The sequence below is a fragment of the Aquaspirillum soli genome (assembly GCF_054781915.1).
The window spans coordinates 180,926-203,998 of sequence record NZ_BAAGTM010000001.1; the positions used below are offsets into that span (position 1 = coordinate 180,926).

The following is a 23,073-nucleotide window of genomic DNA, read 5'->3' on the forward strand; positions in this document are numbered from 1 at the left end:
AAGACTTCGCCGATCAACTAAAACAACAATGGCATCCTGAAGCATAATGACGAAAGCAATCTCTTGCAACAAAAATACAAAACTTTATGCCACTATAAATTGTTACCTGCTTGCGCTGTCTTTGTCTGGTAATCTGTGGCAGATGCCACTGAAAAAACTTTTTTGAAAAAAGGCTTGACGGCAAAACCGAGTTCGGGTTTAATACGGTTCTCGCTGCTGCAGCGCAGTAAGCGAAACGGCCAATTAGCTCAGTTGGTAGAGCAGCGGATTGAAAATCCGCGTGTCCGTGGTTCGATTCCGCGATTGGCCACCAGAATACAACGCCCGACTTTTTACTAAGTCGGGCGTTTTTCTTTGTCTGTTGGTTTCTCAATATGTTGTGGTTTCTATTTTTGCTGTCCGCTTGCTATTTATAGAACAATCAGTCTATTATTTTCGTCATGAACGACTCAGCCTCTTTTCCGATCCGTCGGCGTGGGCGGCCTGCTAAGCGGGTTGCTGATCGCTTTGAAACACGCGAAGCCTTGATTCGCTGTGGTGTGGCGGTGTTAACGGAAAAAGGGTTTGCCGCCACTGGTATTGATGAAATTTTGAAACAGCTCGGTGTCCCAAAAGGCTCTTTCTATCATTACTTTGCCAGCAAAGAAGCGTTTGGTCAGGCGGTGATTGCGGCCTACGCTGATTATTTTGCGCGCAAGTTAGAGCGCTGTTTGACTGATGACAGTCGCCTACCCTTGCAACGCCTTGCTAATTTTATTGATGAAGCCTGTGCGGGGATGGCACGTTATCAATTTCGCCGTGGTTGTTTGATTGGTAATTTAGGTCAGGAAATGGCGGTATTGCCCGAGGCTTTTCGTGAACAGCTCGAGGCGGTGTTTCAAGATTGGCAAGGGCGTGTCGCGGATTGTCTACAACAAGCGCAACAGCACGACCAATTATCTGAGACGGTGGATTGTCAACAATGGGCGGCATTTTTTTGGATGGGCTGGGAAGGTGCGGTATTGCGTGCCAAATTAGTCGCCAATGAAGCTCCGCTGCGGCAATTCGCACAGGTATTTTTTGCCGCTTTAAGCCGGTAAATTTTTTTGCCTATTTTAAGACGACCGGTCTAAAAATAGATTGCTGTTCTACATAGAGGAGAAACCATGTTTAACGCTGTGGTAGTGGATAAGGTGGATGGCCAATATCAAACGGCCATTCAAACAGTAGATGACAGCCGTTTACCCGAGGGGGATGTCACCGTCGCCGTTCGCTATTCAACCTTGAACTATAAGGATGGTCTGGCGATCACTGGCAAAGGGCCGGTGGTGCGTAAATTCCCGATGGTGGCGGGGATTGATTTAGTGGGGACAGTTGAAGAAAGCCAACATCCAGAAATCGCTGTCGGTAGCGACGTTATTTTGAACGGCTGGGGGGTGGGTGAAACACACTGGGGCGGTTTGGCACAACGGGCACGGTTAAAGGGCGATTGGTTAATTCCGTTGCCTGCTGGCTTAACACCACAACAAAGCATGGCGATCGGCACCGCTGGTTATACCGCGATGTTATGTGTGATGGCCCTACAAAAACAGGGTGTGACACCCGAACAAGGTGAAATCGCGGTCACTGGGGCAAATGGTGGCGTTGGCACCGTGGCGATTGCGCTCTTGGCACAAGCCGGTTATCGCGTGGTGGCTATCACTGGCCGACCACAAGAGAGCGAATTTTTATATCAATTGGGGGCAAGCGAGGTTCTCGACCGCCAAGACTGGAATGCCCCCGGCAAGCCCTTAGCGCGTGAGCGTTGGGCGGGGGCGATTGACACCGTTGGCAGCCATACCCTTGCTAATCTTTGCGCCAGCATGCGCTATCGTGGTGTTGTTGCGGCGTGTGGCTTGGCACAAGGGATGGATTTTCCTGCTTCGGTAGCGCCGTTTATTTTGCGTGGTGTGACCTTGGTGGGGGTGGATAGCGTGATGGCACCGCGTGAAGAACGTTTGCTGGCATGGCAACGATTGGCACAAGAATTAGACTTGAACAAACTGGCGGCATTGAGTCGTGAAATTGGTTTGAGTGAGGTGATCGCGACGGCAGAGCAACTGTTGGCGGGCCAAGTGCGTGGTCGTGTGATTGTTGATGTTAACCGTTAAGAAAGAAACCCCATGTCTGCAGCCATTAGCCGTTTTGCTGTACCTGATTTGAACGAAGTGCCTGAGGATATTCGGGCTCGTATTGTAGCAGTGCAAGAAAAAGCCGGTTTTGTACCAAATGTGTTTTTGATGTTAGCTCACCGTCCGGCAGAGTTTCGCGCTTTTTTTGATTATCACGATGCTTTGATGGAGAAACCCAGCAGTTTGAGCAAAGCCGAGCGCGAAATGATTGTGGTGGCAACTTCTGCCGCAGGCCAATGTTTATATTGTGTTGTGGCGCATGGTGCCGTATTGCGAGTGCGAGCAAAAGATGCGCTGTTGGCCGATCAATTGGCAACCAATTATCGCAAAGCCAATTTGACCGCCAAACAAAGAGCCATGCTCGACTTTGCCATCAAGCTCTCTACCCGAGGCGGTGAAATCGAAGAAGCTGATTTTGCGCTATTGCGTGAGCAAGGGTTTGATGACGAGGCGATTTGGGATATTGGTGCGATCACCGCATTTTTTGCCATGAGCAATCGCTTGGTACACCTCACCGGCACCCCACCAAACGAACCGTTCTATTTAATGGGGCGCGTGGCTAAGGCCTAATTAGGCTGTGGTATCGGCCTGTTGCAATTCAGCTAATAACTGCTGGCAGGCCGCTACCGCTGCTGGAAAATCTAGCTCGTTCATCGCTTTTTGCCAGTCATGCCAAGCGGCAAGGTTGGGTGGAGGGAGATGCTGACAGAGCTGTTGATATTGATCCCACGCGGCAAGGTTATTTTGTTCTAACAAGGGCAAAATCTCGCTAAGGCCTTGTTGTAATTGCTGCTGTTGTGCTGTGGTAAGGGTGCTTTCTACGCTGGTGGTGGCTGAGGTCTGATGACTGGCCAAATATTGCTGCAACCCAGTTAGCGTCTGTTGCAAGAGTGTGGCGAGGGCCGCTTGTGCGGTTGGCCAATCGGATAATTTACCGTCTTGTTTAAGTTCTGCTTCGAGCACTGCCGCCTGTGAAGACAAGGCATATGCGCCCAACGTGGCCGCTAAGCCCTTGAGCGTGTGTAATAGCCGCTGTGCCGTCGCGGTGTCTTGTTGAGTCAGGGCCATTGCTACGTGTTCAATACAATGCTGTTGATCTTCGATAAAACGCTCAATGAGGGTAAGAAACAGATCTATCGAAAGCTGTAACCGCTGTCGTGCCATATCGGGATCAAATACCGTGGTGGCAGTGGTTGGGGTGGCTGTGATAGCGGTCGGGATGGGTGTCGGTACGGGTGTCCAGCTAGTGATTTTGCTACTGCAGTAGCGTTGGATAGTTTGCACCAATTCATCAAGATCAATCGGCTTGCCAACATGGTCATTCATGCCTGCGGCAAGACAGGCTTCGCGATCAGAAGAAAATGCATTGGCAGTCATGGCAATCACCGGCAAGGCTTGATTTCCCATGTCTTGTCTTAAGACACGCGTGGCGGTGTAACCGTCCATTTCTGGCATCTGTACATCCATTAACACTACATCAAATGGCCTGACTTGTTGCCGAATCGCTTCTAAACCTAGCTTGCCATTGTTAGCCAATTCGACTTTTGCCCCTTCTTGGCTAAGCAATTCGCGGGCAATTTGTTGGTTAATACTGTTGTCTTCCACCACCAAAATATGCAAGCCACTCAGTCGTTGCACACGTTGTGTCGGGCTGAGGGCAGGGGTACGGCTACCATAGTTGGCTTCTGCTACCGCATCAAACAGCATCGAGGGCGTCACCGGTTTACTGAGAAACGCATGGATGACTTCCGGATGTTGGTTGGCACGGGAGGCAAGTTGTTCACGGCCATAGGCCGTGACCATCATAATCAAACGGGTATTGGTATGGCACAAAGGATGTAAAGCAGTGGCGGTGTCCCAGCCATCTTTGGTCGGCATCTGCCAATCAATAAACACGGCATCAAAGCGTAAATCACTGTGTTTGACCAAGGCGATTGCTTGATCGCCACTGTGCGCCTGATGGGCTTGCCAACCAAACCGACTTGCCATCCGGCTTAATAAATCGAGGGCACCGCTGTTGTCATCGACAAATAACACCCGTAATCCTTGATGAGCTTGTGAAGGTAGCCGACTGGCGATGGCATTGCTCTCTTGCTGGTTGAGCGGAAAAGACAAGGTGAAATGAAAACAGCTGCCCTGATTGAGCACACTGTTAACGCTAATTTCGCCGCCCATCAACCCAACCAGACGTTGGCTAATCGCCAACCCAAGGCCAGTACCACCAAAGCGGCGAGTGGTGGACGCTTCTGCCTGTGAAAAGCCTTCAAAGATAAACGCTAGCTTATCTTCGGCAATGCCAATACCGGTGTCTTGTACTGAAAACGCGATTGTCACTTGTTCGGTATCTTGTTCTACGACCACCAACCTAACGACAACTTCACCATGTTGAGTGAATTTCACACTATTACCGGCTAAGTTGAGCAAGACCTGTTGCAAGCGCAAGGCATCACCGCACAGCGCATGAGGCAAGGCTGGATCGAGGTCGAATAACACCTCGACTTCTTTCTTGTTGCCGAGTGCCGCAGATAAAACCACCGACAAATTGCGTAGCACCTGATCGAGACGGAAGGGGGCGGATTCAAGTTCGAGTTTGCCCGCTTCGACTTTAGAAAAATCCAGAATATCGTTCAAAATCCCCAATAAAGACCGCGCTGCGGCCTCTGCTTTGGTGGCATATTCTTGTTGTTGTCCATCTAGCGCGGTGCGTTGTAGCAGTTGCAACAAGCCCAAGACCGCATTCATCGGGGTTCGAATCTCATGGCTCATATTGGCCAAAAACAAGCTTTTTGCTTCGCTGGCGCTTTCTGCCTCATGGGTCCGGCGGCGTAAAATATCGGCATCAAACTGTCGTTGTTGTTCGTATTGATGGCGGCGGTGTTGAATCCAAGCCAGCCCAGCACCAGTCGAGAACACTAACAAGCCAAACACCAGACACAGCCGTTTTACATTGCCCCACCAGCTAACAAAGGCCAGTTCATAATCACGCGTCGCGGCAACGACTAAACTTTTATTGAGTTGTAAAAAATCAGGATTCACTGACCGCATTGCAATAAAACGTCGTTCACCAGTGGCGTACACTTTCCCCTGCATCACGCTATGGCTGCGGCCACTGGCGCGATGTTGACTAAAAAAAGAGCCTTCGGTGTCTAAACGTAAACCTGCCATGCCAGGCCGAGGCGGTACCATCAAAAACTGTATGCCATCTTCGTGGGCAATTGAGGTCCACATATCTGGCGTGTTACGAACTGAGTCGAGTAAAAAAGAGAACTCTTCTGGGTCGAGTGTGGCTGACACAATACCATCAAAAAAACCATCTTCATCCGGCACCATTTTCACCACATTCATGGCAAAAACACCTAATACGGTTTGGAACGGTGGGTTGAGATAGAGTTTCTCGATATTGGGTTCGCGTCGAACAGTGCGGAAATAATCCCGTTTAGCAAAATTCATCCCAATCAATTCGGTTCGATTCGAGGCCCAGACAATCCCATCTGGCTGAATCACCATAAAAGTTCGTACCCCCGGCATGGCATCAGCAAAAGCACGCAGGCGGCGATTGGCCAATTCACGGCCATGGGGTTGCCTGTTCCAATAGTGAATATCGGTGCGAATGGCAATCAGGGCGCGGTTGACGGCTTCGAGTTGGCGGGTGATGCTGGCCTCAATCACACGGGTTTGTGCATCAAGCCGTTGCTTCTCGGCGTCTTCGATCTGCTGTCGGTCGAGATACAGAAAATAACCTAATGCCGCCGCCAACACCGTCAGCAATAAAAATAAGCTTAACCATTCGAGATGTTGTTTCTTCTCGAGAGAAGCTGATGGCAGAGGATTGAGGGAAGCGGAGGTCGGCATAGGCGGGGGGTCGCTATCGTAATCAAAACACGGGCGGATAGATAAGCCACTATTATGCTGAAAAACTTAACTTTTTGTGTAAGTTGATAAATAAAGTCCACTAAAAATAGCGATCATGCCGAAGAAATGATAAAAATGTAAAAATTCGTTAAGAAAAAGTGTGGCTAATCCAGCGACAAACAGCGGCATTAAGTGCACAAAGGCGGCGGCTTTCGCGGGGCCAATTTGGCCGACGCCATAGTTGTAAAACAAATAAGCCAATACCGACGGGAAAGTGCCGACATAGGCAAAGGTGGCCCATGTCGCCAAACCTGCAACCGGGGTTCGCCCTGCGAGAAACTCATTGAGAAAAAACGGCAGCAACAACACACTACCCACCGCAGTCAGTGCGCCAAGTAACCCAAGACGGTCGATGCGAGTGTCTAAGCCACGCAACAATAAGGTATATAAGGCCCAAGAAATCATGGCATTAAATACAATCACATCGCCACGATTGAGGTCGAGTGCCAACAGCCGCGCCATTTCGCCATGCGAAATAATCACCAACACCCCAGCAAACGACAAGCCCATACCTATCCCCTGCCGTACGCTCATGCTTTGTTTAAACCACAGCGCACCAAAGAGCGCGGTCAGAATGGGGATAAAAGAATTTAATAGTGCGGCGTTGGTGGCGGTGGTGTATTGCACACCGGTATAGAGCAACGAGTTATACCCCGCGATACCAAATACTGCCAATGCCAACACCCGCCACCGTTGCGCCCACAACAGATGGCGATCACGCCAAGAGAGTCGTAAGGCGAAGGGGGCCAATACACTACAAGCCAGTACCCAACGACCAAACGATAATGTCATCGGTGGAATAGCGCCTTGCATGGCGCGGGCGATCACCACATTGCCCGACCAAAACAGTGCCGTGAGGGTTAATAATAGGTAAGCGAGGGAGGCGGTTTGAGGTTTTTTCATGCAAATTTCCCAAAAAACCGCGCTCCCCCTTCACCCGCTCTCGTGTTAGGACGGGGAGGATTCTGCCGTAGCAGGTTTGAGCGCGGCGGTCGTCGTGGCAGCAACAGCGGCTTCTGCGTCTGTTGTGGCACTGGGTTGTTGATGGGCTTTTAACCATTCCAAATGTTCGGCGATGGCATAGCACAAATCGCGAGTGCCTTCGCTCGATAGGGCTGAAACGGTGAAATAACGTGGCCGCTGTGGATCGTATTCTGCAAAAGACTCCACTGGGCTGCGATCAAAACCATAGGCGGTTAAGAAAGCATCAATGCGCGCTTGCTGTTCTTCTTCTGGAATCATATCCAGTTTGTTCAGGACCAGCCAGCGAGGTTTTTGGTACAGCGTTTCATCATATTTACGCAATTCATTCACGATGGCGTGTGCTTCGGCCACCGGATCGACGTTTTCGTCAAAGGGTGCTAAATCGACGACGTGTAATAATAAACCGGTACGGGCCAGATGTTTTAAGAAACGATGTCCTAAACCGGCGCCTTCTGCCGCCCCTTCAATCAAGCCGGGAATATCCGCCACCACAAAACTGCGGTTTTCATCTAAGCGCACCACACCTAAATTAGGATGCAGGGTGGTGAAAGGATAATCCGCCACTTTGGGGCGCGCCGCTGAAATCGACCGAATCAAAGTCGATTTGCCAGCATTCGGCATCCCTAATAAACCAACATCCGCCAAGACTTTCAGTTCTAAGCGCAGCGAACGAATTTCACCTGCTTCACCGTGGGTGAATTGGCGTGGGGCGCGGTTGACCGATGATTTAAAGTGGATATTACCCAAGCCACCCTTGCCGCCTTGCGCTAACACCACGCGTTCGCCGTGTTTGGCTAAGTCGGCCAGTTGTTGTCCGGTGTCGGCATCAACAATCACCGTGCCGACTGGCATCCGCAGCTCAATATCATCACCGCCTTTGCCATAACAATCTGCACCACGGCCATTTTCGCCATTTTTCGCGATGTATTTTTTAACAAAACGGTATTCAACCAGCGTGTTGATATTTTCATCAGCCACCGCGACGACACTACCACCACGCCCACCGTCGCCGCCATCGGGGCCGCCTCGTGGGACAAATTTCTCACGGCGCATACTGGCCGAGCCGTTGCCACCCTTACCAGCCATGACTTCAATTCGTGCTTCGTCAATAAACTTCATGTTCATCCTCTGTATCGACTTCAGCCTCTGAAACCACCGCTCGATGCCAAGCGCCACGCCACCGTGAGTGCTGAAATCAGTAAAAACAAAAAAGCCCTATCGTGAGGATAGGGCTTAGAACAGCTGTCTGGAAGCTGAATTACGCAGCAGCTTCTTCGCCAGTGTAAGGGGTCACAAACACAGTTTTGCGTTTGTTAGCACCTTTGACTGCAAAAGAGACGTAACCGTCAACTTTTGCAAACAAGGTGTGGTCTTTACCCATACCGACGTTATCACCAGCGTGGAAACGAGTGCCACGTTGACGAATGATGATGGAACCAGCGGGGATCAACTCGCCGCCGTAAACTTTGGTACCCAGACGTTTTGCCTGTGAGTCGCGACCGTTACGTGAACTGCCGCCTGCCTTTTTATGTGCCATGTGTATACGCTCCTGAGATTACTTGGAAATCGCGTCGATGCGAATTTCGGTGTAGTTCTGGCGATGGCCTTGATGCTTTTGATAGTGCTTACGGCGACGCATTTTGAAAATGCGGATTTTTTCGCCGCGGCCGTGAGAAATCACGGTAGCTTGAATCGAGGCGCCTGCAACCAGTGGGGTGCCGACTACAACCTGTTCGCCGTCGGCAACCAACAACACCTCGTTCAAGGTGATTTGGCTGTCGATGTCTGCAGGTATCTGTTCTACTTTAAGTTTTTCGCCGATGGCAACTTTGTACTGTTTGCCACCAGTTTTTACGACCGCATACATGACTGGTACTCCATGAGAATAAAAAATCTCGCCACGTTGAGCGAGAAAAAAAGCATTGTACGCAAGTGCCTGAATTCGGTCAAATTTCTGCGCCAAGAGTCGCCGGTTTTCCTTGTAAGCACGCCTGCTTCAGGTAGCGATATTCGGCCTATTGGCGGTTTTCTGCTATGATTGCGCGGTTTTTTGTTCATAGGATGCGGGCTGTGTCGGCACCGTTGTTTCGCTCTCTGATTGCTGAAGATATGCATGCGGTTGATCGCGTCATCCGCGCGCGCCTCTATTCAGATGTGGTTCTGATTCGTCAGGTCGCTGAATACATTATTGGTGCCGGTGGTAAACGCCTGCGGCCAGCCTTGGTATTGCTGTCGGCGCAAGCCTGCGGTTTACAAGGCCCTGTCGCACACGAGCTGGCCGCCATGATCGAATTTATTCACACCGCGACTTTGTTGCATGATGATGTGGTTGACGAATCGGATTTGCGCCGAGGTCGAGAAACCGCTAACGCGCTGTTTGGCAATGCTGCCAGCGTGCTTGTCGGCGATTTTCTCTACACTCGTGCTTTTCAAATGATGGTCAGCTGTCACGATATGCGTATCTTAGAAGTGATGGCCGAAGCCACCAACATCATTGCGGAAGGCGAGGTATTGCAGTTGTTAAATATCGGTAACACCGATATTGATGAACAACAATATCTGCAAGTCATTCAATATAAAACGGCAAAACTGTTTCAAGCGGCGGGGCGTGTTGGCGCGTTGGCAGCGAAAGCCGATGAATCCCATATCCAAGCGCTTGCCGATTACGGTATGTATTTGGGGACGGCATTCCAGATTATTGATGATGTGCTGGATTACTCGGGTGATGCGGGCACGATTGGTAAATCCCTCGGCGATGACTTGGCCGAAGGTAAACCCACGTTGCCGTTGATTTATGTGATGCGGCAAGGTGAAACGGCAGATGCCGAGTTGGTGCGGGACGCATTGCAAAATGCCAGCCGTGACCACTTCGATGCCGTGTTAGCTGCGGTTCACCGTTCGGGTGCGTTGGCTTATGCCCGTCAACAGGCCGAGGCCGTCGCAGCCAAGGCGATTGCAGCATTGGCAGTGATTCCAGACAGTCCGGTTAAAACCGCGATGCAAGAACTGGCTCAACTGGCAGTCAATCGCGACGCCTAAACCCAAGTAGTACGAATCATCATAAAAAACGCCGCCCCGTAACAGGGCGGCGCGTTTGTTAAGCGTGGGCGTGTAGCTGTAATGCGGGTTGTCTGCCTGCGGCAATCGCAAGCAAGCGGTCGATATTTGGGTGTTTACCCGGAGATAAAATCGCATCTAGCGTGTGTTCTGCATACAGTTTCAGTCCGGCTTTTGCTGCTTCGCGATCAATCACGCCATAATGCCGATGTAAATAGGCATACACTTTCCACGAACCGGCTTGTCCCGCTTTATTTTCCAGAGTGAAACCCGCGCAATTCAGTTGGTGTGGGGCTTCTAGTTTGCTGGGTAGGGGTTCTGTGGTCAGCAGCGGCAAAATGTCGCTAAAGGGTTTCCCTTGTAAACTGGCGCTATAGACCACCCCTTCTTCCTCGGTTTGTCGTGATAAACGCACATTGCCTTCGACTAAATAGCTTTGGCTCATCTGGCGGAAAAGCGGCGTACCGGAAACACGCAAACTCTCGAACAACACCATTTCGCGTGTAACCAGATAAATGCCTTCTTGTTCATAGCGGCGCAGCGCGGTTTGGTAATCGTGTTCGCTACGCGAAGCAATGCAATCGCTGACGATAAACACGGTTTTACCTAATGCTTTTAGTTCAAGGGCGGTTTGCAATACGCAAACATGCGCTTCCATGCCACATAACACCACCTGTGGCCGTTCTAACAGGCTGCTTGGCAGACAATCGGCAGCAACACAAGAAAAGTGCATTTTTTCTACCACCGGTGCATCCGGCGCACATTCGCGTATTGCGGCTACGGTATGGCCAATCCCTTTTGGATATTGCTCGGAAAACACCACCGGCAAATTGGCATCCACCGCCGCTTTAATCAGTTTTCTGACTTGTGTGACGTGGTTTTGTGGGTCGTGAATGGCTGGGAGTAATTTTTCTTGAATATCAACCACAAGTAATGTGGCTTGATTGACGTCGATTAGCATGTGATGTCCCTCATCAAAATGGCGCTCTGTACCGAGCCGCTGGTAAAAGTTAGAATAATAGTCGTGCCGAGGTCTCTATAGTTCAATGGATAGAACGAGGTCCTCCTAAGACCTAAATCTGGGTTCGATTCCCGGTGGAGACGCCAAACCTGCTACGCAGCGTGTTGGTTTCGGCAAACATCAGATCATATCTTGCCTTAAACATCGCCAAATTTCCCCGTTTTTGCCGCACAAATCAAAGCAACATCCTGCAAGGCACAGCCGTATTGCTGGATAAGTTTACGGTTTTTGCAAACATCGGTCATAAAAAATTGCTTTCGCACGTCATCTCTGAAACACTTGGCATTCGTTTTCTATTCTTCTGTTTGTTGAGCCAACGATGAGCCAAGTTCTACAACCGCGTCCACAGACCGCCGCCGCCCCTCTCTCTTCGCTTTCGCCCGAAGCCGCCAGTTTTAAAACTAAACTACAACGCCTGTTGGCTTTGTTAAATCAGGGTTTGGTTGAGCGTGAGGGAGTGTTAAAAGCAGCATTGTTAACCGTATTAGCCGAGGAAAATCTGGTGTTGGTTGGCCCGCCGGGGACTGGGAAAAGTTTGGTTGCGCGGCGAATTGCACAAGTCTTAAGTGATGATCAAGATGGGCATGATTATTTTGAATATCTGCTCACCAAATTTTCGACACCAGAAGAATTATTCGGCCCACTTTCTATTACCGAATTAAAAGCCGACCGTTTTAAGCGCAATACTCAGGGCTATTTACCCACTGTCAATGTGGCTTTTTTAGATGAAATTTTTAAAGCCAGTTCTTCTATTCTCAATGCGTTATTAACGATTCTTAACGAGCGCATGTATCACAACGGCGCTCAAGCCCAAACTGTTCCTTTACAGGCGTTAATTGCTGCTTCGAACGAATTACCCACCGATGATGAGGCTTTAGGTGCTTTATATGATCGGTTTTTGGTGCGTATTTTTGTGGATTATGTCAGTGAAGATCGTTTTGAACTGTTATTCAATACAACGACAGAACCCGAGTTTGCGCCGGAAGATCGTTTAACACGGCATGAAATAGCGCGCTTACGTCAGGCTGCGAAAACTGTCACGATTCCAAATGATATTGTTCAAGGTATCCAAAGTATTTGGCAACAACATAAACAAGCCTTTCAAGAAGATGTGCGTGAAAGTTTATCTGATCGCCGCTTGAAAAAAATTATTAAATTGCTACGGGTTTCTGCGGCCAGCAATGGTCGGCGCGAGGTAGATTTGTCTGATGTGTTGTTGTTGAAAGATTGTTTGTGGAACCACCCCGATAATGCACCCAAAGTCCGAGAGATCATTACATCGACTTTGAAAGGCCTAAGCCGCTTGGTGCCGATGGACAAAGAGAAAAATATTCCGGTTTATGAAGTGGATAGCGATGGTGAAATACTCAATGAGCCTAATTTTACATCCTTAATTTTAAAACAGTATCTGACAGGTATTCATGGACATGGTGATGTAATTGAAGTTTTTGTGAAAGTTGGTGATATCGTACATCGAGATGATAGACTAATTACAGTAGAAACCGATAAAGTTGTTGTGGAAGTTACTGCTGAGTATTCAGGTGTAGTGAAAGAAGTGAAAGTTGGAGTTGGAGATAAAATTAATACTGATGATTTAATTTTGATTTTGGAAAAAAATGAATCTCAGCCTTTCTCTGCTATAAACACGTCCTCCTGTAAAATTAATACCATCGTGAAAGGTTTTGTCGGCAGTGGCATGGCTGACGATCCGCTGTTAATTCGTTCGGTGGAAGATTTTATGGATTTGGCGCGTGCGGATGTCGGACAAAAAGGCTATCACTTCCGCCAAACAGCCGACCTAGATTTTTCAGCGATTAGTCATTGGCCAACATTTGATTTTCAGGGACATTACGAGGGGAACGGTTTTCGTCTTGATCGAAAAGGTGAAACTCCGTTATTCAATATGGTGCGCAATTCACAGCTACAAAACATCCGGCTTGGTGAAAGTGCGATTGCTCGAAATGCAGAAAAAACAACCATTTTGGCATGTCAAGCAGAAAAGAGATTGATTAGATACAGCATCACTGGTTGCACCTTGCTTGATTGTGAAGCGTGGTCTTTTGTAGTGGAAGCAGGAAATAGCCAGATTGTGCGTTGTCGTACGACAGGAGGGCCACTAATTCATGGTAATGGTAAAGTATATAATTGCCAAGTTCTTGATTGTGAAGTGAAGGTTCACGGATCACAATATTCTGGATATGCTGGTATCGTCTTTTTACTCAACAAGGGAACTGTAGTAGAGCGTTGTATTGTATCTGGAGGCGGTAGTTTGAATTGCGGGATTGCACGTTATTGTGATAACAGTGTGGTGCGTCATTGTGCGATTGGCCCTTTGGCTGAGGTGAGAGGTTACCGTATTGTTGCAGAAAATAAAAATGGTGGCCGCTTAGAACATAATATTTCGATTGAAAGTGATTCAAAGCAAACCGGTAGTAATCTTGTTGTGGGTAGTATTTTGAGGTCACATTTGACTGCTGTGCAAGCTCAAGCTATAGCTATACAACAGGCCCTCGGTTCAAATCAGATAGGTGATGATGGTAATGGTCTGGAAGGTAAAACTGTTGCTGCTGCGCAATGGAAACAGCATTATTTTGAATTAACCCTCGGTTGGGATTTCGAGCAGGTTTGGCAATGGGATCATCAAAATAATGTCCCGACTTTACGCCAAGTTGGTGTAACAGCACCAAAGACGACGACAACCGAACAAACACCCAAGCAAGACGGTGAAAAAATGGTTGATTTGCTGGCTTTGCAGTTGAAAGACAATCTGTGGATTTAACACCATGACGATACTTTCTGCTGCATTGGCTGCGCTAAAATTTGGGATAAAACCCATTAAATATTTCATCGACAACACTTTCCGCAGCAAAGTGCGCCCTGTGCCGGGGAGTGTGTTGTATTGTGATTTATGGGTAGCGGTGGAGCATTCTGGGATTTATGTTGGCCGCCGGCAAATCTCTAATATCGTGGTCGATGGGATTGCTGAAAGTGAAGTGCAGCTTAGCAGTCCCGATAGCTTTACTTCAAAAAGCCTATTGGGTAGCAAAATCTATGTTTCTTGTGATCGCCACGGCGCAGTGGGGCATGACGCGGTGGCGGAGCGTTCATTATTCGATGTCGGTGAACGGTCGTTTTATGGCTTGGTGATTAAAAACTGTCATCAATTCTCTAGCAAATGTGTGAAAACGCTTGAAAGCGGTGCGCCTTCTTTGTGGGATCAGTTGAACCCATTGAACTGGATTGATAGCACATGGGAACCCACTATCCGCGAGCTAAAGCGCACTGCCGAAAGCCGCTTGGGAGCAACGAAATGGCGGTTGTGGGATTGGGAAAATGATTTCGGTGATGACGAGGACGACGACAGCGGCGAACACAACACGCCTCGCCGCCCGCCCTCGCCGGCCAGCCAACCAACTGAATTAGATTGGCAAGCGCATCACGAATTTTTCAAAAACCTGCCGCTGAGCGCCAGCAATATAGCGCGCATTCGCGATGAACTGGGCACGTTGCAAGACTATCAGCGCGAAATCGCTGACGAAAATCTTCCTGCTGATGTGTTGAAAAAACTTGATGGTTTCGGCCAGTGGTTGCAAGAAATCAGCACTGCTTACGATCACGCGGAAGGTTTTTTGCGTGCCACTGGTGCGGATTTGTCGTATGGCGAATTAAAAGCCTGTCAGGAAGATTTCCAAGCATTGGCAAAGCAACTACAAGAAAACGCCCAAATTCGTGATCTTGTTCGCAAAATGGGCCGCCATTATCTGAGCGAAGAACACCGCAAACGGTCGCGTATCCCCGAAGCCAGCAAAAGCGAAGTGCATGGCGTTCACCGTAGCGATGATGTGATGCGGATGTTGCCGAGTGAGTTGTCGAATCTGGAAGATGACACCCTCGAAACCTTGTTTTTTGCGCGCTTGCTCGAGAAAAACCTGTTGACCTACGAATTAAGCGGCATCACTTTAGGTGTGGGCGAAACCACAGAAACACGCAAAAAACGCACAGGGCCGATTGTCGCGTGTTTGGATACCTCGGGCAGCATGGCCGGTTTGCCGTTGCTGCGGGCAAAAGCGTTGTTGCTGGCGATATCGCTGATTTTAAAACGTGAAGACCGCGCTTTGCATGTGCTGTTGTTTGGTTCGAGTGGAGAAATCCGCGAATTTGCGATGGATGGCAAAGCCGATCTTGCTGGTTTGTTGCAGTTTTTGGGGACAGGGTTTGGTGGTGGAACAGACTTTGAAACGCCATTGCAACGTGCTTTTGAACTGATTAAACGGCACGAGAACTTCAAAAAAGCCGATGTGCTGATGATCTCCGATGGCGATTGCGCCGTATCGACAGCCTTTCTCCGCACAATCGAAACACAAAAAAACACGCTGAATTGTATGGTGTATTCGGTGCTGTGTGCAGGCTCTCGGGTTGATGATCCATTCAGTGATGAAGTGGTCGTGCTATAAGTCAAACTGCCCCAGACGGATATTCATAATATTAAATTCCTATGATGATTCTGCTTTCTCTTAGGAGATGAAAATGCACTTAAAATCACTCGATATAAAAAATTTTCGTATTCTTGAAAATTTCCAAGTCAATAAATTAGGTCGTGTTAATTTGATTGTTGGAAAAAATAATTCAGGTAAAACGACTGTATTAGAAGCTATACGAATCTATGCAGGGAATGCAAATTTACGTTTGCTTGAAATGCTTGCATCCAGTCATGATGAACGTGTCTATATCTCTAATAATATCAATGAGCTATTTGATAATGAAATACCCTTTCAAGCTTTTTTTACTGGCAGAAAGTTTCCCGATAATGATGCAAAAATTGTAATTGGTGAAATCGAGGGAGCTAATCGACTCACGATTGAGCATGGATATCTACTAGAATGGTCGGAAATCATTCATGAGAATGGTGAGGAAATTACTAAAAATCGTCTTAAACGTATTGCAAAAGATCAGCTAGATGATTTAGAGGGCGAACTACTGGATGCACTTTTTATTCATAAAAACGGACACCATGCTAGTATTCGTTTTGATAAAATCAATGCAATCCGGACAAGAGCCTACCCTCCCCTTTCAGGGTTGAATATATTGCCTTGTAACGTCATTCCAACTCAATTTATTTCGTTAGATGAATTAGCCGATGAGTGGGATAAAATTGCACTGACCGACCATCAAGATACTGTTAAATCAGCATTAAAACTCATTGCGCCTGACTTTTTAGACATTACCTTTGTTCGTACTGAACAACAGAAAAAATCGTTTTCTAATCAATCCTTAAGCCGAACCGCAAAAGTTCGCCTTGCAGGGCAAGATCAGCCTGTGCCGTTGAATAGCATGGGTGATGGTATGTTGCGTATTTTACAATTGATACTCAAGATATTTTCTGCCAAAGGCGGGTTTTTACTGATTGATGAATTTGAAAATGGGCTGCATTACAGTGTGCAGAAAAAAGTATGGGAATTGGTATTTGATTTAGCGGAAAAATTAAATATTCAGGTGTTTGCAACAACACATAGCTGGGATTGCATTGAGAGTTTTGCAAAAGTTGCGATTGAAAAAACGGCAATAGAAGGTGTGTTATTCCGTGTTGGCCGTAGTGTAAGAACTAGCGATCAAGGTCGGGTGATTGCGACGGTGTTTGATGAGCAAAAATTATTCAACATTACCCAAGCCGATGTTGAGGTGCGCTAATGGTTGACCGTTTGTTGTTGGTTGAAGGTGAAGCGGATCGGGCTTTTTTTGAAATGTTATGTCGATCAAATACTATTCTTGCTGGCGTTCGAGTGGCGCCACCTGTTGAAGTGGGTGGGCGTAAAAATACCAAGCAAGGCATACTCAATATGCTAGAAACGCTCATCAATGACTTAAACGATGGTCGATTGCAAGCATTGGCTATTGTGGTTGACGCAGATCGAATCTCTGATGGTGGTGGATTTTCTAACACAAAAAAGCAGATTACCCAAAAAGTGATTTCTTTAGGATATGACAGATCACCTCAGGTTTTAGCCACAGGTGGGTTGCTCTACCAACACAATGATGGTTTGCCCGATTTTGGTGTATGGGTGATGCCAGATAATGCAGCAGAGGGTATGTTAGAAGATTGGATTAAACAAACCGTGTCTTTAACTGAACAGCCACTTTTGATTGAGGCTAAAAATACGGTAGCTTCGCTCACTGCTCCAAAGTTTAAAACTGTGCGGTTAAGTAAGGCGGAAGTAGCAACTTGGCTGGCTTGGCAGGAGAAACCTGGAGAGGGGCTGTATTATGCGATAGAGGGTAAGCTACTCGATGTTGCTGCACCGCTTTATACCGGTTTGGTGAATTGGTTAAAGGCAGTGTTTCCTGCTCAAAATTCGTAATAAAAAACCGCCCCATTCCATACGGCAATGGGGCGGTGTTGAGTGGATTATTCGGCTTCTTCAATCCACATCATTTGAATGGCTTCTAAAATTTTCTCACCACAATGTTTTGGATCATCGTCAAAGCCATCTAAAGCCAATACCCACTGCATCAAATCCGTAAAACGGACTGTTGTTGGGTCGATGTCGGGGTGTGTTTCCGTTAAAGCAATCGCAATATCGCGGCTATCAGTCCATTTCATCGTGTCGCTCCTTAATGATGCTCGCGGGCATGGTTAACGGTATAACGCGGCAGCTCGACCACTAAATCTTGATCGGCAATCATGGCCTGACAGGATAAACGTGAGTTTGGCTCTAAGCCCCACGCCTTATCCAACATATCGTCTTCCAATTCATCCGACGGTTCGAGCGATTCAAAACCCTCGCGCACTACGACATGACAGGTGGTACAGGCACACGACATTTCACACGCGTGTTCAATTTCAATGTCGTTTTCGAGTAGGGCATCACAAATACTTTGCCCACTTTCAGCATCAAACATGGTGCCTTCAGGGCACAAATCAGCATGAGGTAGAACGATGATTTTTGGCATGGTGGCATCCTTTATAGATCGGTGATTTTCTGCCCTGCCAAGGCGCGGCGGATATTTCGGTCCATTCGTGCAGCGGCAAAATCGCCGGTGACGGTATTGAGGCGTGAAGTCGCTTGGTTAATGGCAACTGTTGCTTGTGCCGTGATGGCGCTGCGTAAGGCGGCAATGGCGTTATCAATGCGCGAGCGTTCTTCGACTGCTAATAAATCACCATCCGCTTGTAAGGCATTTTCCGTGGTGGCAATCAGACTTTCTGCATCAATAATCGCCTCACGCAATTTTCGTGCAGCAATATCGTCTTTCACATGCGATAACGAGTCGGTCAACATATGGGCAATCTGCTCATCAGTTAAACCATAACTCGGTTTCACACTGATACTGGCCTCGACACCGCTGGACAATTCACGGGCAGAGACCGATAGCAAACCATCGGCATCAATTTGGAAACTGACCCGAATGCGTGCTGCGCCAGCCACCATCGGCGGAATACCGCGCAACTCAAATCGCGCCAAACTGCGGCAATCGCTGACCAACTCCCGTTCACCTTGTACGACATGAATCGCCATCGCCGTTTGGCCATCTTTAAAAGTGGTGAATTCTTGGGCGCGGGCGGTAGGGATGGTGCTATTGCGTGGGATGACTTTCTCCACCAAGCCACCCATCGTTTCCAAACCAAGCGATAAGGGAATCACATCCAACAACAACCAGTCATCATCAACTTTATTCCCTGCCAACACATTCGCCTGCATCGCTGCGCCTAAGGCAACCACTTGGTCAGGATCGAGATTGGTTAAGGGCGTTTGACCAAAAAACTCCGCCACCGCTTTGCGAATATGTGGCATCCGCGTGGCACCACCGACCAACACCACCCCTTTGATATCGCCAACCTGTAAGCGGGCATCGCGTAGGGCACGGCGTACAGGGAGCAAGGTTTTTTCGACCAATGTTTTGGTCATGTCGTTAAACAAATCTTGCGTTAACGTCAGTTCAATCCAGCGACCATCGGATAACACCGCTTGAATCAGGGCTTCTTCATGCTCAGTCAGCGATTCTTTTGCTGTGCGGGCATGGGTTAATAACAAACGGGTGTCGCTGTCAGACAGTTGTGACAAATTGGCCGTTTGTAGCATCCAACAAAAAATGCGTTGATCGAAGTCATCACCACCCAAGGCGGAATCGCCGCTGGTGGCCAGCACTTCAAACACCCCTCGGCTTAACTTGAGGATGGAAATATCAAACGTTCCACCGCCTAAGTCATAAACCGCATATACCCCTTCCGAGGCATTGTCCAAACCGTAGGCAATGGCAGCGGCAGTTGGCTCATTTAACAGCCGTAATACATTCAGCCCCGCCAATTTTGCCGCGTCTTTTGTCGCTTGCCGTTGGGCGTCATCGAAATAGGCTGGTACGGTAATCACCGCGCCAGTTAATTCACCGCCTAACGTCGCTTCAGCTCGTACTTTCAAGGCCTTGAGAATATCGGCGGAAATTTGTACTGGGCTCTTGCGGCCTGCGCGGGTCTGTAGTTCGACCATCCCCGGGCCATCGACAAATTGATACGGCAAACTAGACGCATCAGGGAGATCGGCCAACCCACGTCCCATAAACCGTTTTACCGACACAATGGTGTTATGTGGATCTTGCGTTTGACAGGCACGTGCATCATAGCCGACATCTACCCCTTGATCTTCCCGATAGTGAACCACCGAAGGTAATAGCACACGACCGCGTGCATCAGGCAAAGCCGATGCGATACCACTGCGGACGCTGGCAACCAAAGAATGGGTGGTGCCAAGATCGATACCTACTGCAAGACGGTGTTGATGGGGGGCGGTTGATAGCCCGGGTTCAGCAATTTGCAAGAGAGCCATAAAAATCCATTACGTGTGATAGGGTGAGGGCAGATCGGGTCTAAGCTGGCGCGCAGTTTAGAACAACAGCCCTTCAATGGCATCACTGATGTCTTGTTCTAATTTGTCGAGAAAACGCAGCTTGCGTACCAACAATGCCGCCTGTGGCAAATCAGGATCGTGGTCGAGGCAATGGGCTAATTGTTCAATCAGCGCTTGGCTATCGTCGTGTAAGGCGGCCGACAATTTCTCTAACTGACTGACATCGTGTCCCGTTTGGGCTTGCTCAATCGCCTCGCGCCATTCCATTTGTGCCATTAAAAAGGCTGTCGGCATGGCGGTGTTTTGCTCTTCGGCTGTATCGACACCGGCAAGCTGTAACAGATAGCGTCCCCGTGAAATCGGATGTTTCAGGGTTTGATAAGCCTCATTCGCATGTGTTGCCCATTGCAAGGCAAGCCGCTTTTCGGTGTCGGAAGCCTGTGCAAAACGATCAGGATGAACTTGGCTTTGGATTTGCCGATAGGCCGCATCCAAAGCCGCTGTATCCACGGCGAACTGCTGTTTGAGGCCAAACAGCGTGAAGTGGTCGCTGTTTAAGTTCATACGTTAAAGCTTTCGCCACAACCACATTCATTTTTGACATTTGGGTTGTTGAACTTAAAGCCTTCGTTCAAGCCTTCGCGCACAAAGTCTAGCTCGGTGCCGTCGATATACACCAAACTCTTGGCATCGGTGAACAAGGTCACGCCATGACTTTCAAAGCTGATGTCGTCTTCGGCTGGCTGATCGACAAATTCCAATTTATACGCCATACCAGAGCAGCCCGAGGTCCGTACACCAAGGCGCAGCCCTAGGCCTTTACCACGGCGTTGCAGGGTGTTTTGCACATGCAGTGCAGCTGATTCGGTAAGGGTAATTGGCATTATCTCTTCTCCCAAAAAAGTGCCTTATTCCGCAGACAGGCCATGTTTTTGTTTGTAATCGCTGACAGCAGCTTTGATGGCATCTTCTGCCAAAATCGAACAGTGAATTTTCACCGGTGGCAAGGCCAATTCTTCAGCAATGGCGGTGTTTTTAATCGCTAAAGCCTGATCGAGGGTTTTGCCTTTGACCCATTCGGTGACCAAAGAACTCGATGCAATCGCCGAGCCACAACCATAGGTTTTGAACTTGGCATCTTCAATCACACCTTGCTCATTCACCTTGATCTGCAATTTCATCACATCACCACAGGCTGGCGCGCCGACCATGCCGGTGCCAATCGAATCATCACCTTTGTCAAAAGCACCGACATTGCGTGGGTTTTCGTAGTGGTCGAGGACTTTTTCGCTATATGCCATGATCTATTCTCCAAATTGAATTTAAGGTTAGTGCGCTGCCCATTGCACGGTAGAGAGGTCGATGCCTTCTTTATACATATCCCACAGCGGCGACAATTCACGCAGTTTGCCGATTTTGTCGTGCAGCAATTTGATGGTGAAATCGACATCGGCTTCGGTGGTAAAACGACCAATCGAGAAGCGAATCGAGCTGTGTGCTAATTCATCATTACGGCCAAGGGCACGCAACACATAAGACGGTTCGAGTGAGGCCGAGGTACATGCCGAACCACTGGACACGGCAAGGTCTTTAATCGCCATAATCAAGCTTTCGCCTTCAACATAGGCAAAGCTGACATTCAGATTGTGCGGCACGCGCTGTTCTAAATCGCCATTCAAATACACCGCTTCAATGTCAGACAACCCTTTCCAGAGACGGTCACGCAACATGCGAATGCGCTCGTTTTCGGTTGCCATTTCTTCACGTGCTAAACGGAAGGCTTCACCCATACCGACAATTTGATGGGTCGCTAATGTGCCCGAGCGCATACCGCGTTCGTGACCACCGCCGTGCATTTGTGCCTCTAAGCGCACCCGTGGTTTACGGCGCACATACAAGGCACCAATCCCTTTAGGGCCATAGGTTTTATGCGCTGAGAAGCTCATTAAATCGACTTTTAATTGGCTAAGATCAATCACCACTTTGCCGGTGGCTTGGGCGGCATCGACATGGAACAACACCCCTTTTTCACGGCACAGTTGACCGATAGCGGGAATGTCTTGGATCACACCAATCTCATTATTGACATACATCACCGACACCAAAATGGTGTCTGGGCGAATGGCATCAGCCAATACCTTGAGATCAACCAGACCATTTTCTTGTGGCGTTAAATAGGTGACTTCAAATCCTTCGCGTTCTAACTCGCGTGTGGTGTCGAGAATCGCCTTGTGTTCGGTTTTTACCGTAATCAGGTGTTTGCCCTTAGATTGGTAAAAATGGGCGGCCCCTTTCAACGCCAAATTGTTCGATTCTGTGGCACCCGAGGTCCAAACGATTTCTTTTGGATCACAGTTAACCAACTGGGCAACTTGTGCTCGCGCTTCTTCTACCGCTGCTTCAGCTTCCCAACCATAGGCATGTGAACGCGAGGCTGGATTGCCAAAGTGTTCGGTGAGGTAGGGAATCATTTTTTCTGCGACGCGAGGGTCGAGTGGAGTCGTGGCAGAGTAATCGAGATAAATAGGGCGGTTCATGGTAGTTGGGCTCATGTAGATGTTGGCGATCACAAAATCAATTTACTTAGCGGGCATCAAGGCCACGATTGTGTTCAGCGCTGCGGGTTGTGGGGCGGCGATCTTGTAACAAGCTGTTTTGCTCATGGTGGTGCTGTTTTTCAACCAAACTGGCCAAATTGATATTGGCCAAATACGCAAATAAGGTGCGGTTGAGGTCAGTCCATAAATCATGTGTCATGCAGCGTTGTTTGCCACGGCAATTTTCTTGGCCGCCACATTGCGTTGCATCCAGCGGTTCATCTACCGCGATAATGATGTCGGCGACAGAAATATCTTCGGTATTTTTGGCTAAACAATAGCCTCCCCCCGGCCCGCGAACACTTTCCACCAAGGCTGCGCGGCGCAGCTTGCCAAAAAGTTGTTCGAGGTAGGAAAGCGAGATGCCTTGTCGCTCACTGATGCCGGCAAGCGTAACGGGGCCATTGGCTTGCCGTAGGGCAAGGTCGAGCATGGCGGTAACAGCAAAACGGCCTTTGGTGGTCAAGCGCATGATTAGGCTTTCCTTCCGGTATCAATCCTGTTTCACAGCA

At 48.6% G+C, this 23,073-nt stretch carries 22 protein-coding genes and 2 tRNA genes; 10 read left to right on the forward strand and 14 right to left on the reverse strand.

All coding sequences use genetic code 11. The features are described from left to right. Positions 1-237: 237 nt before the first annotated feature. The 4 genes from ACYVJG_RS00970 to ACYVJG_RS00985 all read left to right on the forward strand — a co-directional run bounded on the left by ACYVJG_RS00970 (position 238) and on the right by ACYVJG_RS00985 (position 2,720). A tRNA-Phe gene (locus ACYVJG_RS00970) sits at positions 238-313 on the forward strand. Positions 314-440: 127 nt separating this feature from the next. After that, positions 441-1,079, forward strand: a complete 639-nt coding sequence (gene acuR / locus ACYVJG_RS00975) for an acrylate utilization transcriptional regulator AcuR (protein ID WP_460429361.1) — start codon at positions 441-443, stop codon at positions 1,077-1,079. 66 nt (positions 1,080-1,145) lie between these two features. After that, positions 1,146-2,129, forward strand: a complete 984-nt coding sequence (gene acuI, locus ACYVJG_RS00980) for an acrylyl-CoA reductase (NADPH) (protein ID WP_460429362.1) — start codon at positions 1,146-1,148, stop codon at positions 2,127-2,129. Between the two features lie 12 nt (positions 2,130-2,141). Continuing rightward, complete coding sequence (locus tag ACYVJG_RS00985) at positions 2,142-2,720, forward strand: peroxidase-related enzyme (protein ID WP_460429363.1); 579 nt, start codon at positions 2,142-2,144, stop codon at positions 2,718-2,720. On the opposite strand, the gene ACYVJG_RS00990 is transcribed toward ACYVJG_RS00985, so the two are convergent. The 5 genes from ACYVJG_RS00990 to rplU all read right to left on the reverse strand — a co-directional run bounded on the left by ACYVJG_RS00990 (position 2,721) and on the right by rplU (position 8,913). After that, a complete protein-coding gene (locus ACYVJG_RS00990; protein WP_460429364.1) occupies positions 2,721-6,002 on the reverse strand; it encodes a response regulator in 3,282 nt (1,093 codons plus the stop codon). It lies immediately after the preceding gene. Between the two features lie 66 nt (positions 6,003-6,068). Beyond that, complete coding sequence (locus ACYVJG_RS00995; RefSeq protein WP_022652969.1) at positions 6,069-6,965, reverse strand: DMT family transporter; 897 nt, start codon at positions 6,963-6,965, stop codon at positions 6,069-6,071. A 45-nt stretch (positions 6,966-7,010) separates the two neighbouring features. Continuing rightward, positions 7,011-8,165 (reverse strand): GTPase ObgE, encoded by a 1,155-nt coding sequence (gene obgE, locus ACYVJG_RS01000; protein ID WP_022652970.1) that lies wholly within the window; start codon positions 8,163-8,165, stop codon positions 7,011-7,013. A 139-nt stretch (positions 8,166-8,304) separates the two neighbouring features. Next, complete coding sequence (gene rpmA, locus ACYVJG_RS01005) at positions 8,305-8,583, reverse strand: 50S ribosomal protein L27 (protein ID WP_460429365.1); 279 nt, start codon at positions 8,581-8,583, stop codon at positions 8,305-8,307. 18 nt (positions 8,584-8,601) lie between these two features. After that, entirely contained in the window at positions 8,602-8,913 is a 312-nt protein-coding gene (rplU, locus tag ACYVJG_RS01010; protein ID WP_022652972.1) for a 50S ribosomal protein L21, read from the reverse strand. A gap of 194 nt (positions 8,914-9,107) precedes the next feature. Here rplU and ACYVJG_RS01015 point away from each other — a divergent pair, with 194 nt between their 5' ends. Continuing rightward, entirely contained in the window at positions 9,108-10,085 is a 978-nt protein-coding gene (locus tag ACYVJG_RS01015) for a polyprenyl synthetase family protein (protein WP_460429366.1), read from the forward strand. Between the two features lie 58 nt (positions 10,086-10,143). Here ACYVJG_RS01015 and ACYVJG_RS01020 read toward each other — a convergent pair whose 3' ends face one another. Then, positions 10,144-11,064, reverse strand: a complete 921-nt coding sequence (locus ACYVJG_RS01020; RefSeq protein WP_460429367.1) for an isochorismatase family protein — start codon at positions 11,062-11,064, stop codon at positions 10,144-10,146. Between the two features lie 71 nt (positions 11,065-11,135). On the opposite strand from ACYVJG_RS01020, the gene ACYVJG_RS01025 reads away from it, so the two are divergent. From ACYVJG_RS01025 to ACYVJG_RS01045, 5 genes are all read left to right on the forward strand, one after another. Then, positions 11,136-11,210, forward strand: a tRNA-Arg gene (locus ACYVJG_RS01025). 233 nt (positions 11,211-11,443) lie between these two features. Then, positions 11,444-13,903, forward strand: a complete 2,460-nt coding sequence (locus ACYVJG_RS01030; protein ID WP_460429368.1) for an AAA family ATPase — start codon at positions 11,444-11,446, stop codon at positions 13,901-13,903. Positions 13,904-13,907: 4 nt separating this feature from the next. Further along, positions 13,908-15,578 carry a VWA domain-containing protein gene (locus tag ACYVJG_RS01035; protein WP_460429369.1) on the forward strand — a complete coding sequence of 557 codons (1,671 nt, stop codon included), beginning with the start codon at positions 13,908-13,910 and terminating at the stop codon, positions 15,576-15,578. Positions 15,579-15,645: 67 nt separating this feature from the next. Beyond that, positions 15,646-16,812, forward strand: coding sequence for an AAA family ATPase (locus ACYVJG_RS01040; RefSeq protein ID WP_460429370.1), 1,167 nt, complete (start codon positions 15,646-15,648; stop codon positions 16,810-16,812). A gap of 11 nt (positions 16,813-16,823) precedes the next feature. Then, entirely contained in the window at positions 16,824-17,480 is a 657-nt protein-coding gene (locus ACYVJG_RS01045) for a DUF3226 domain-containing protein (protein WP_460429371.1), read from the forward strand. 47 nt (positions 17,481-17,527) lie between these two features. Here the strand turns inward: ACYVJG_RS01045 and iscX are convergent, their stop codons facing one another. Genes iscX through iscR form a run of 8 tightly spaced genes read right to left on the reverse strand, consistent with a single transcriptional unit; the run spans position 17,528 to position 23,033 of the window. Further along, entirely contained in the window at positions 17,528-17,722 is a 195-nt protein-coding gene (iscX, locus tag ACYVJG_RS01050) for a Fe-S cluster assembly protein IscX (RefSeq protein ID WP_460429372.1), read from the reverse strand. A gap of 11 nt (positions 17,723-17,733) precedes the next feature. Then, positions 17,734-18,072, reverse strand: a complete 339-nt coding sequence (gene fdx / locus ACYVJG_RS01055) for an ISC system 2Fe-2S type ferredoxin (protein WP_022652954.1) — start codon at positions 18,070-18,072, stop codon at positions 17,734-17,736. Positions 18,073-18,083: 11 nt separating this feature from the next. Beyond that, complete coding sequence (gene hscA / locus ACYVJG_RS01060) at positions 18,084-19,943, reverse strand: Fe-S protein assembly chaperone HscA (RefSeq protein ID WP_460429373.1); 1,860 nt, start codon at positions 19,941-19,943, stop codon at positions 18,084-18,086. A 57-nt stretch (positions 19,944-20,000) separates the two neighbouring features. Further along, the gene (gene hscB, locus ACYVJG_RS01065) at positions 20,001-20,528 is read right to left on the reverse strand and encodes a Fe-S protein assembly co-chaperone HscB (RefSeq protein WP_460429374.1); all 528 of its coding nucleotides are present in this window, start codon (positions 20,526-20,528) and stop codon (positions 20,001-20,003) included. Further along, positions 20,525-20,848, reverse strand: a complete 324-nt coding sequence (gene iscA, locus ACYVJG_RS01070; protein WP_460429375.1) for an iron-sulfur cluster assembly protein IscA — start codon at positions 20,846-20,848, stop codon at positions 20,525-20,527. Before iscA ends, hscB begins: the two co-directional genes overlap by 4 nt. A gap of 24 nt (positions 20,849-20,872) precedes the next feature. Beyond that, on the reverse strand, positions 20,873-21,265 hold the full coding sequence (gene iscU, locus ACYVJG_RS01075) for a Fe-S cluster assembly scaffold IscU (RefSeq protein ID WP_022652950.1): 393 nt from the start codon (positions 21,263-21,265) through the stop codon (positions 20,873-20,875). A 27-nt stretch (positions 21,266-21,292) separates the two neighbouring features. Beyond that, complete coding sequence (locus tag ACYVJG_RS01080) at positions 21,293-22,516, reverse strand: IscS subfamily cysteine desulfurase (protein WP_460429376.1); 1,224 nt, start codon at positions 22,514-22,516, stop codon at positions 21,293-21,295. A gap of 31 nt (positions 22,517-22,547) precedes the next feature. After that, the gene (gene iscR / locus ACYVJG_RS01085; protein WP_022652948.1) at positions 22,548-23,033 is read right to left on the reverse strand and encodes a Fe-S cluster assembly transcriptional regulator IscR; all 486 of its coding nucleotides are present in this window, start codon (positions 23,031-23,033) and stop codon (positions 22,548-22,550) included. Positions 23,034-23,073 lie beyond the last annotated feature (40 nt).

Coding starts and splice junctions, on each gene's coding strand:
- acuR (WP_460429361.1), top strand. CDS start 441: ATGAACGACTCAGCCTCTTTTCCGATCCGTCGGCGTGGGCGGCCTGCT.
- acuI (WP_460429362.1), top strand. CDS start 1,146: ATGTTTAACGCTGTGGTAGTGGATAAGGTGGATGGCCAATATCAAACG.
- ACYVJG_RS00985 (WP_460429363.1), top strand. CDS start 2,142: ATGTCTGCAGCCATTAGCCGTTTTGCTGTACCTGATTTGAACGAAGTG.
- ACYVJG_RS00990 (WP_460429364.1), bottom strand. CDS start 6,002: ATGCCGACCTCCGCTTCCCTCAATCCTCTGCCATCAGCTTCTCTCGAG.
- ACYVJG_RS00995 (WP_022652969.1), bottom strand. CDS start 6,965: ATGAAAAAACCTCAAACCGCCTCCCTCGCTTACCTATTATTAACCCTC.
- obgE (WP_022652970.1), bottom strand. CDS start 8,165: ATGAAGTTTATTGACGAAGCACGAATTGAAGTCATGGCTGGTAAGGGT.
- rpmA (WP_460429365.1), bottom strand. CDS start 8,583: ATGGCACATAAAAAGGCAGGCGGCAGTTCACGTAACGGTCGCGACTCA.
- rplU (WP_022652972.1), bottom strand. CDS start 8,913: ATGTATGCGGTCGTAAAAACTGGTGGCAAACAGTACAAAGTTGCCATC.
- ACYVJG_RS01015 (WP_460429366.1), top strand. CDS start 9,108: ATGCGGGCTGTGTCGGCACCGTTGTTTCGCTCTCTGATTGCTGAAGAT.
- ACYVJG_RS01020 (WP_460429367.1), bottom strand. CDS start 11,064: ATGCTAATCGACGTCAATCAAGCCACATTACTTGTGGTTGATATTCAA.
- ACYVJG_RS01030 (WP_460429368.1), top strand. CDS start 11,444: ATGAGCCAAGTTCTACAACCGCGTCCACAGACCGCCGCCGCCCCTCTC.
- ACYVJG_RS01035 (WP_460429369.1), top strand. CDS start 13,908: ATGACGATACTTTCTGCTGCATTGGCTGCGCTAAAATTTGGGATAAAA.
- ACYVJG_RS01040 (WP_460429370.1), top strand. CDS start 15,646: ATGAAAATGCACTTAAAATCACTCGATATAAAAAATTTTCGTATTCTT.
- iscX (WP_460429372.1), bottom strand. CDS start 17,722: ATGAAATGGACTGATAGCCGCGATATTGCGATTGCTTTAACGGAAACA.
- fdx (WP_022652954.1), bottom strand. CDS start 18,072: ATGCCAAAAATCATCGTTCTACCTCATGCTGATTTGTGCCCTGAAGGC.
- hscA (WP_460429373.1), bottom strand. CDS start 19,943: ATGGCTCTCTTGCAAATTGCTGAACCCGGGCTATCAACCGCCCCCCAT.
- hscB (WP_460429374.1), bottom strand. CDS start 20,528: ATGAACTTAAACAGCGACCACTTCACGCTGTTTGGCCTCAAACAGCAG.
- iscA (WP_460429375.1), bottom strand. CDS start 20,848: ATGCCAATTACCCTTACCGAATCAGCTGCACTGCATGTGCAAAACACC.
- iscU (WP_022652950.1), bottom strand. CDS start 21,265: ATGGCATATAGCGAAAAAGTCCTCGACCACTACGAAAACCCACGCAAT.
- ACYVJG_RS01080 (WP_460429376.1), bottom strand. CDS start 22,516: ATGAGCCCAACTACCATGAACCGCCCTATTTATCTCGATTACTCTGCC.
- iscR (WP_022652948.1), bottom strand. CDS start 23,033: ATGCGCTTGACCACCAAAGGCCGTTTTGCTGTTACCGCCATGCTCGAC.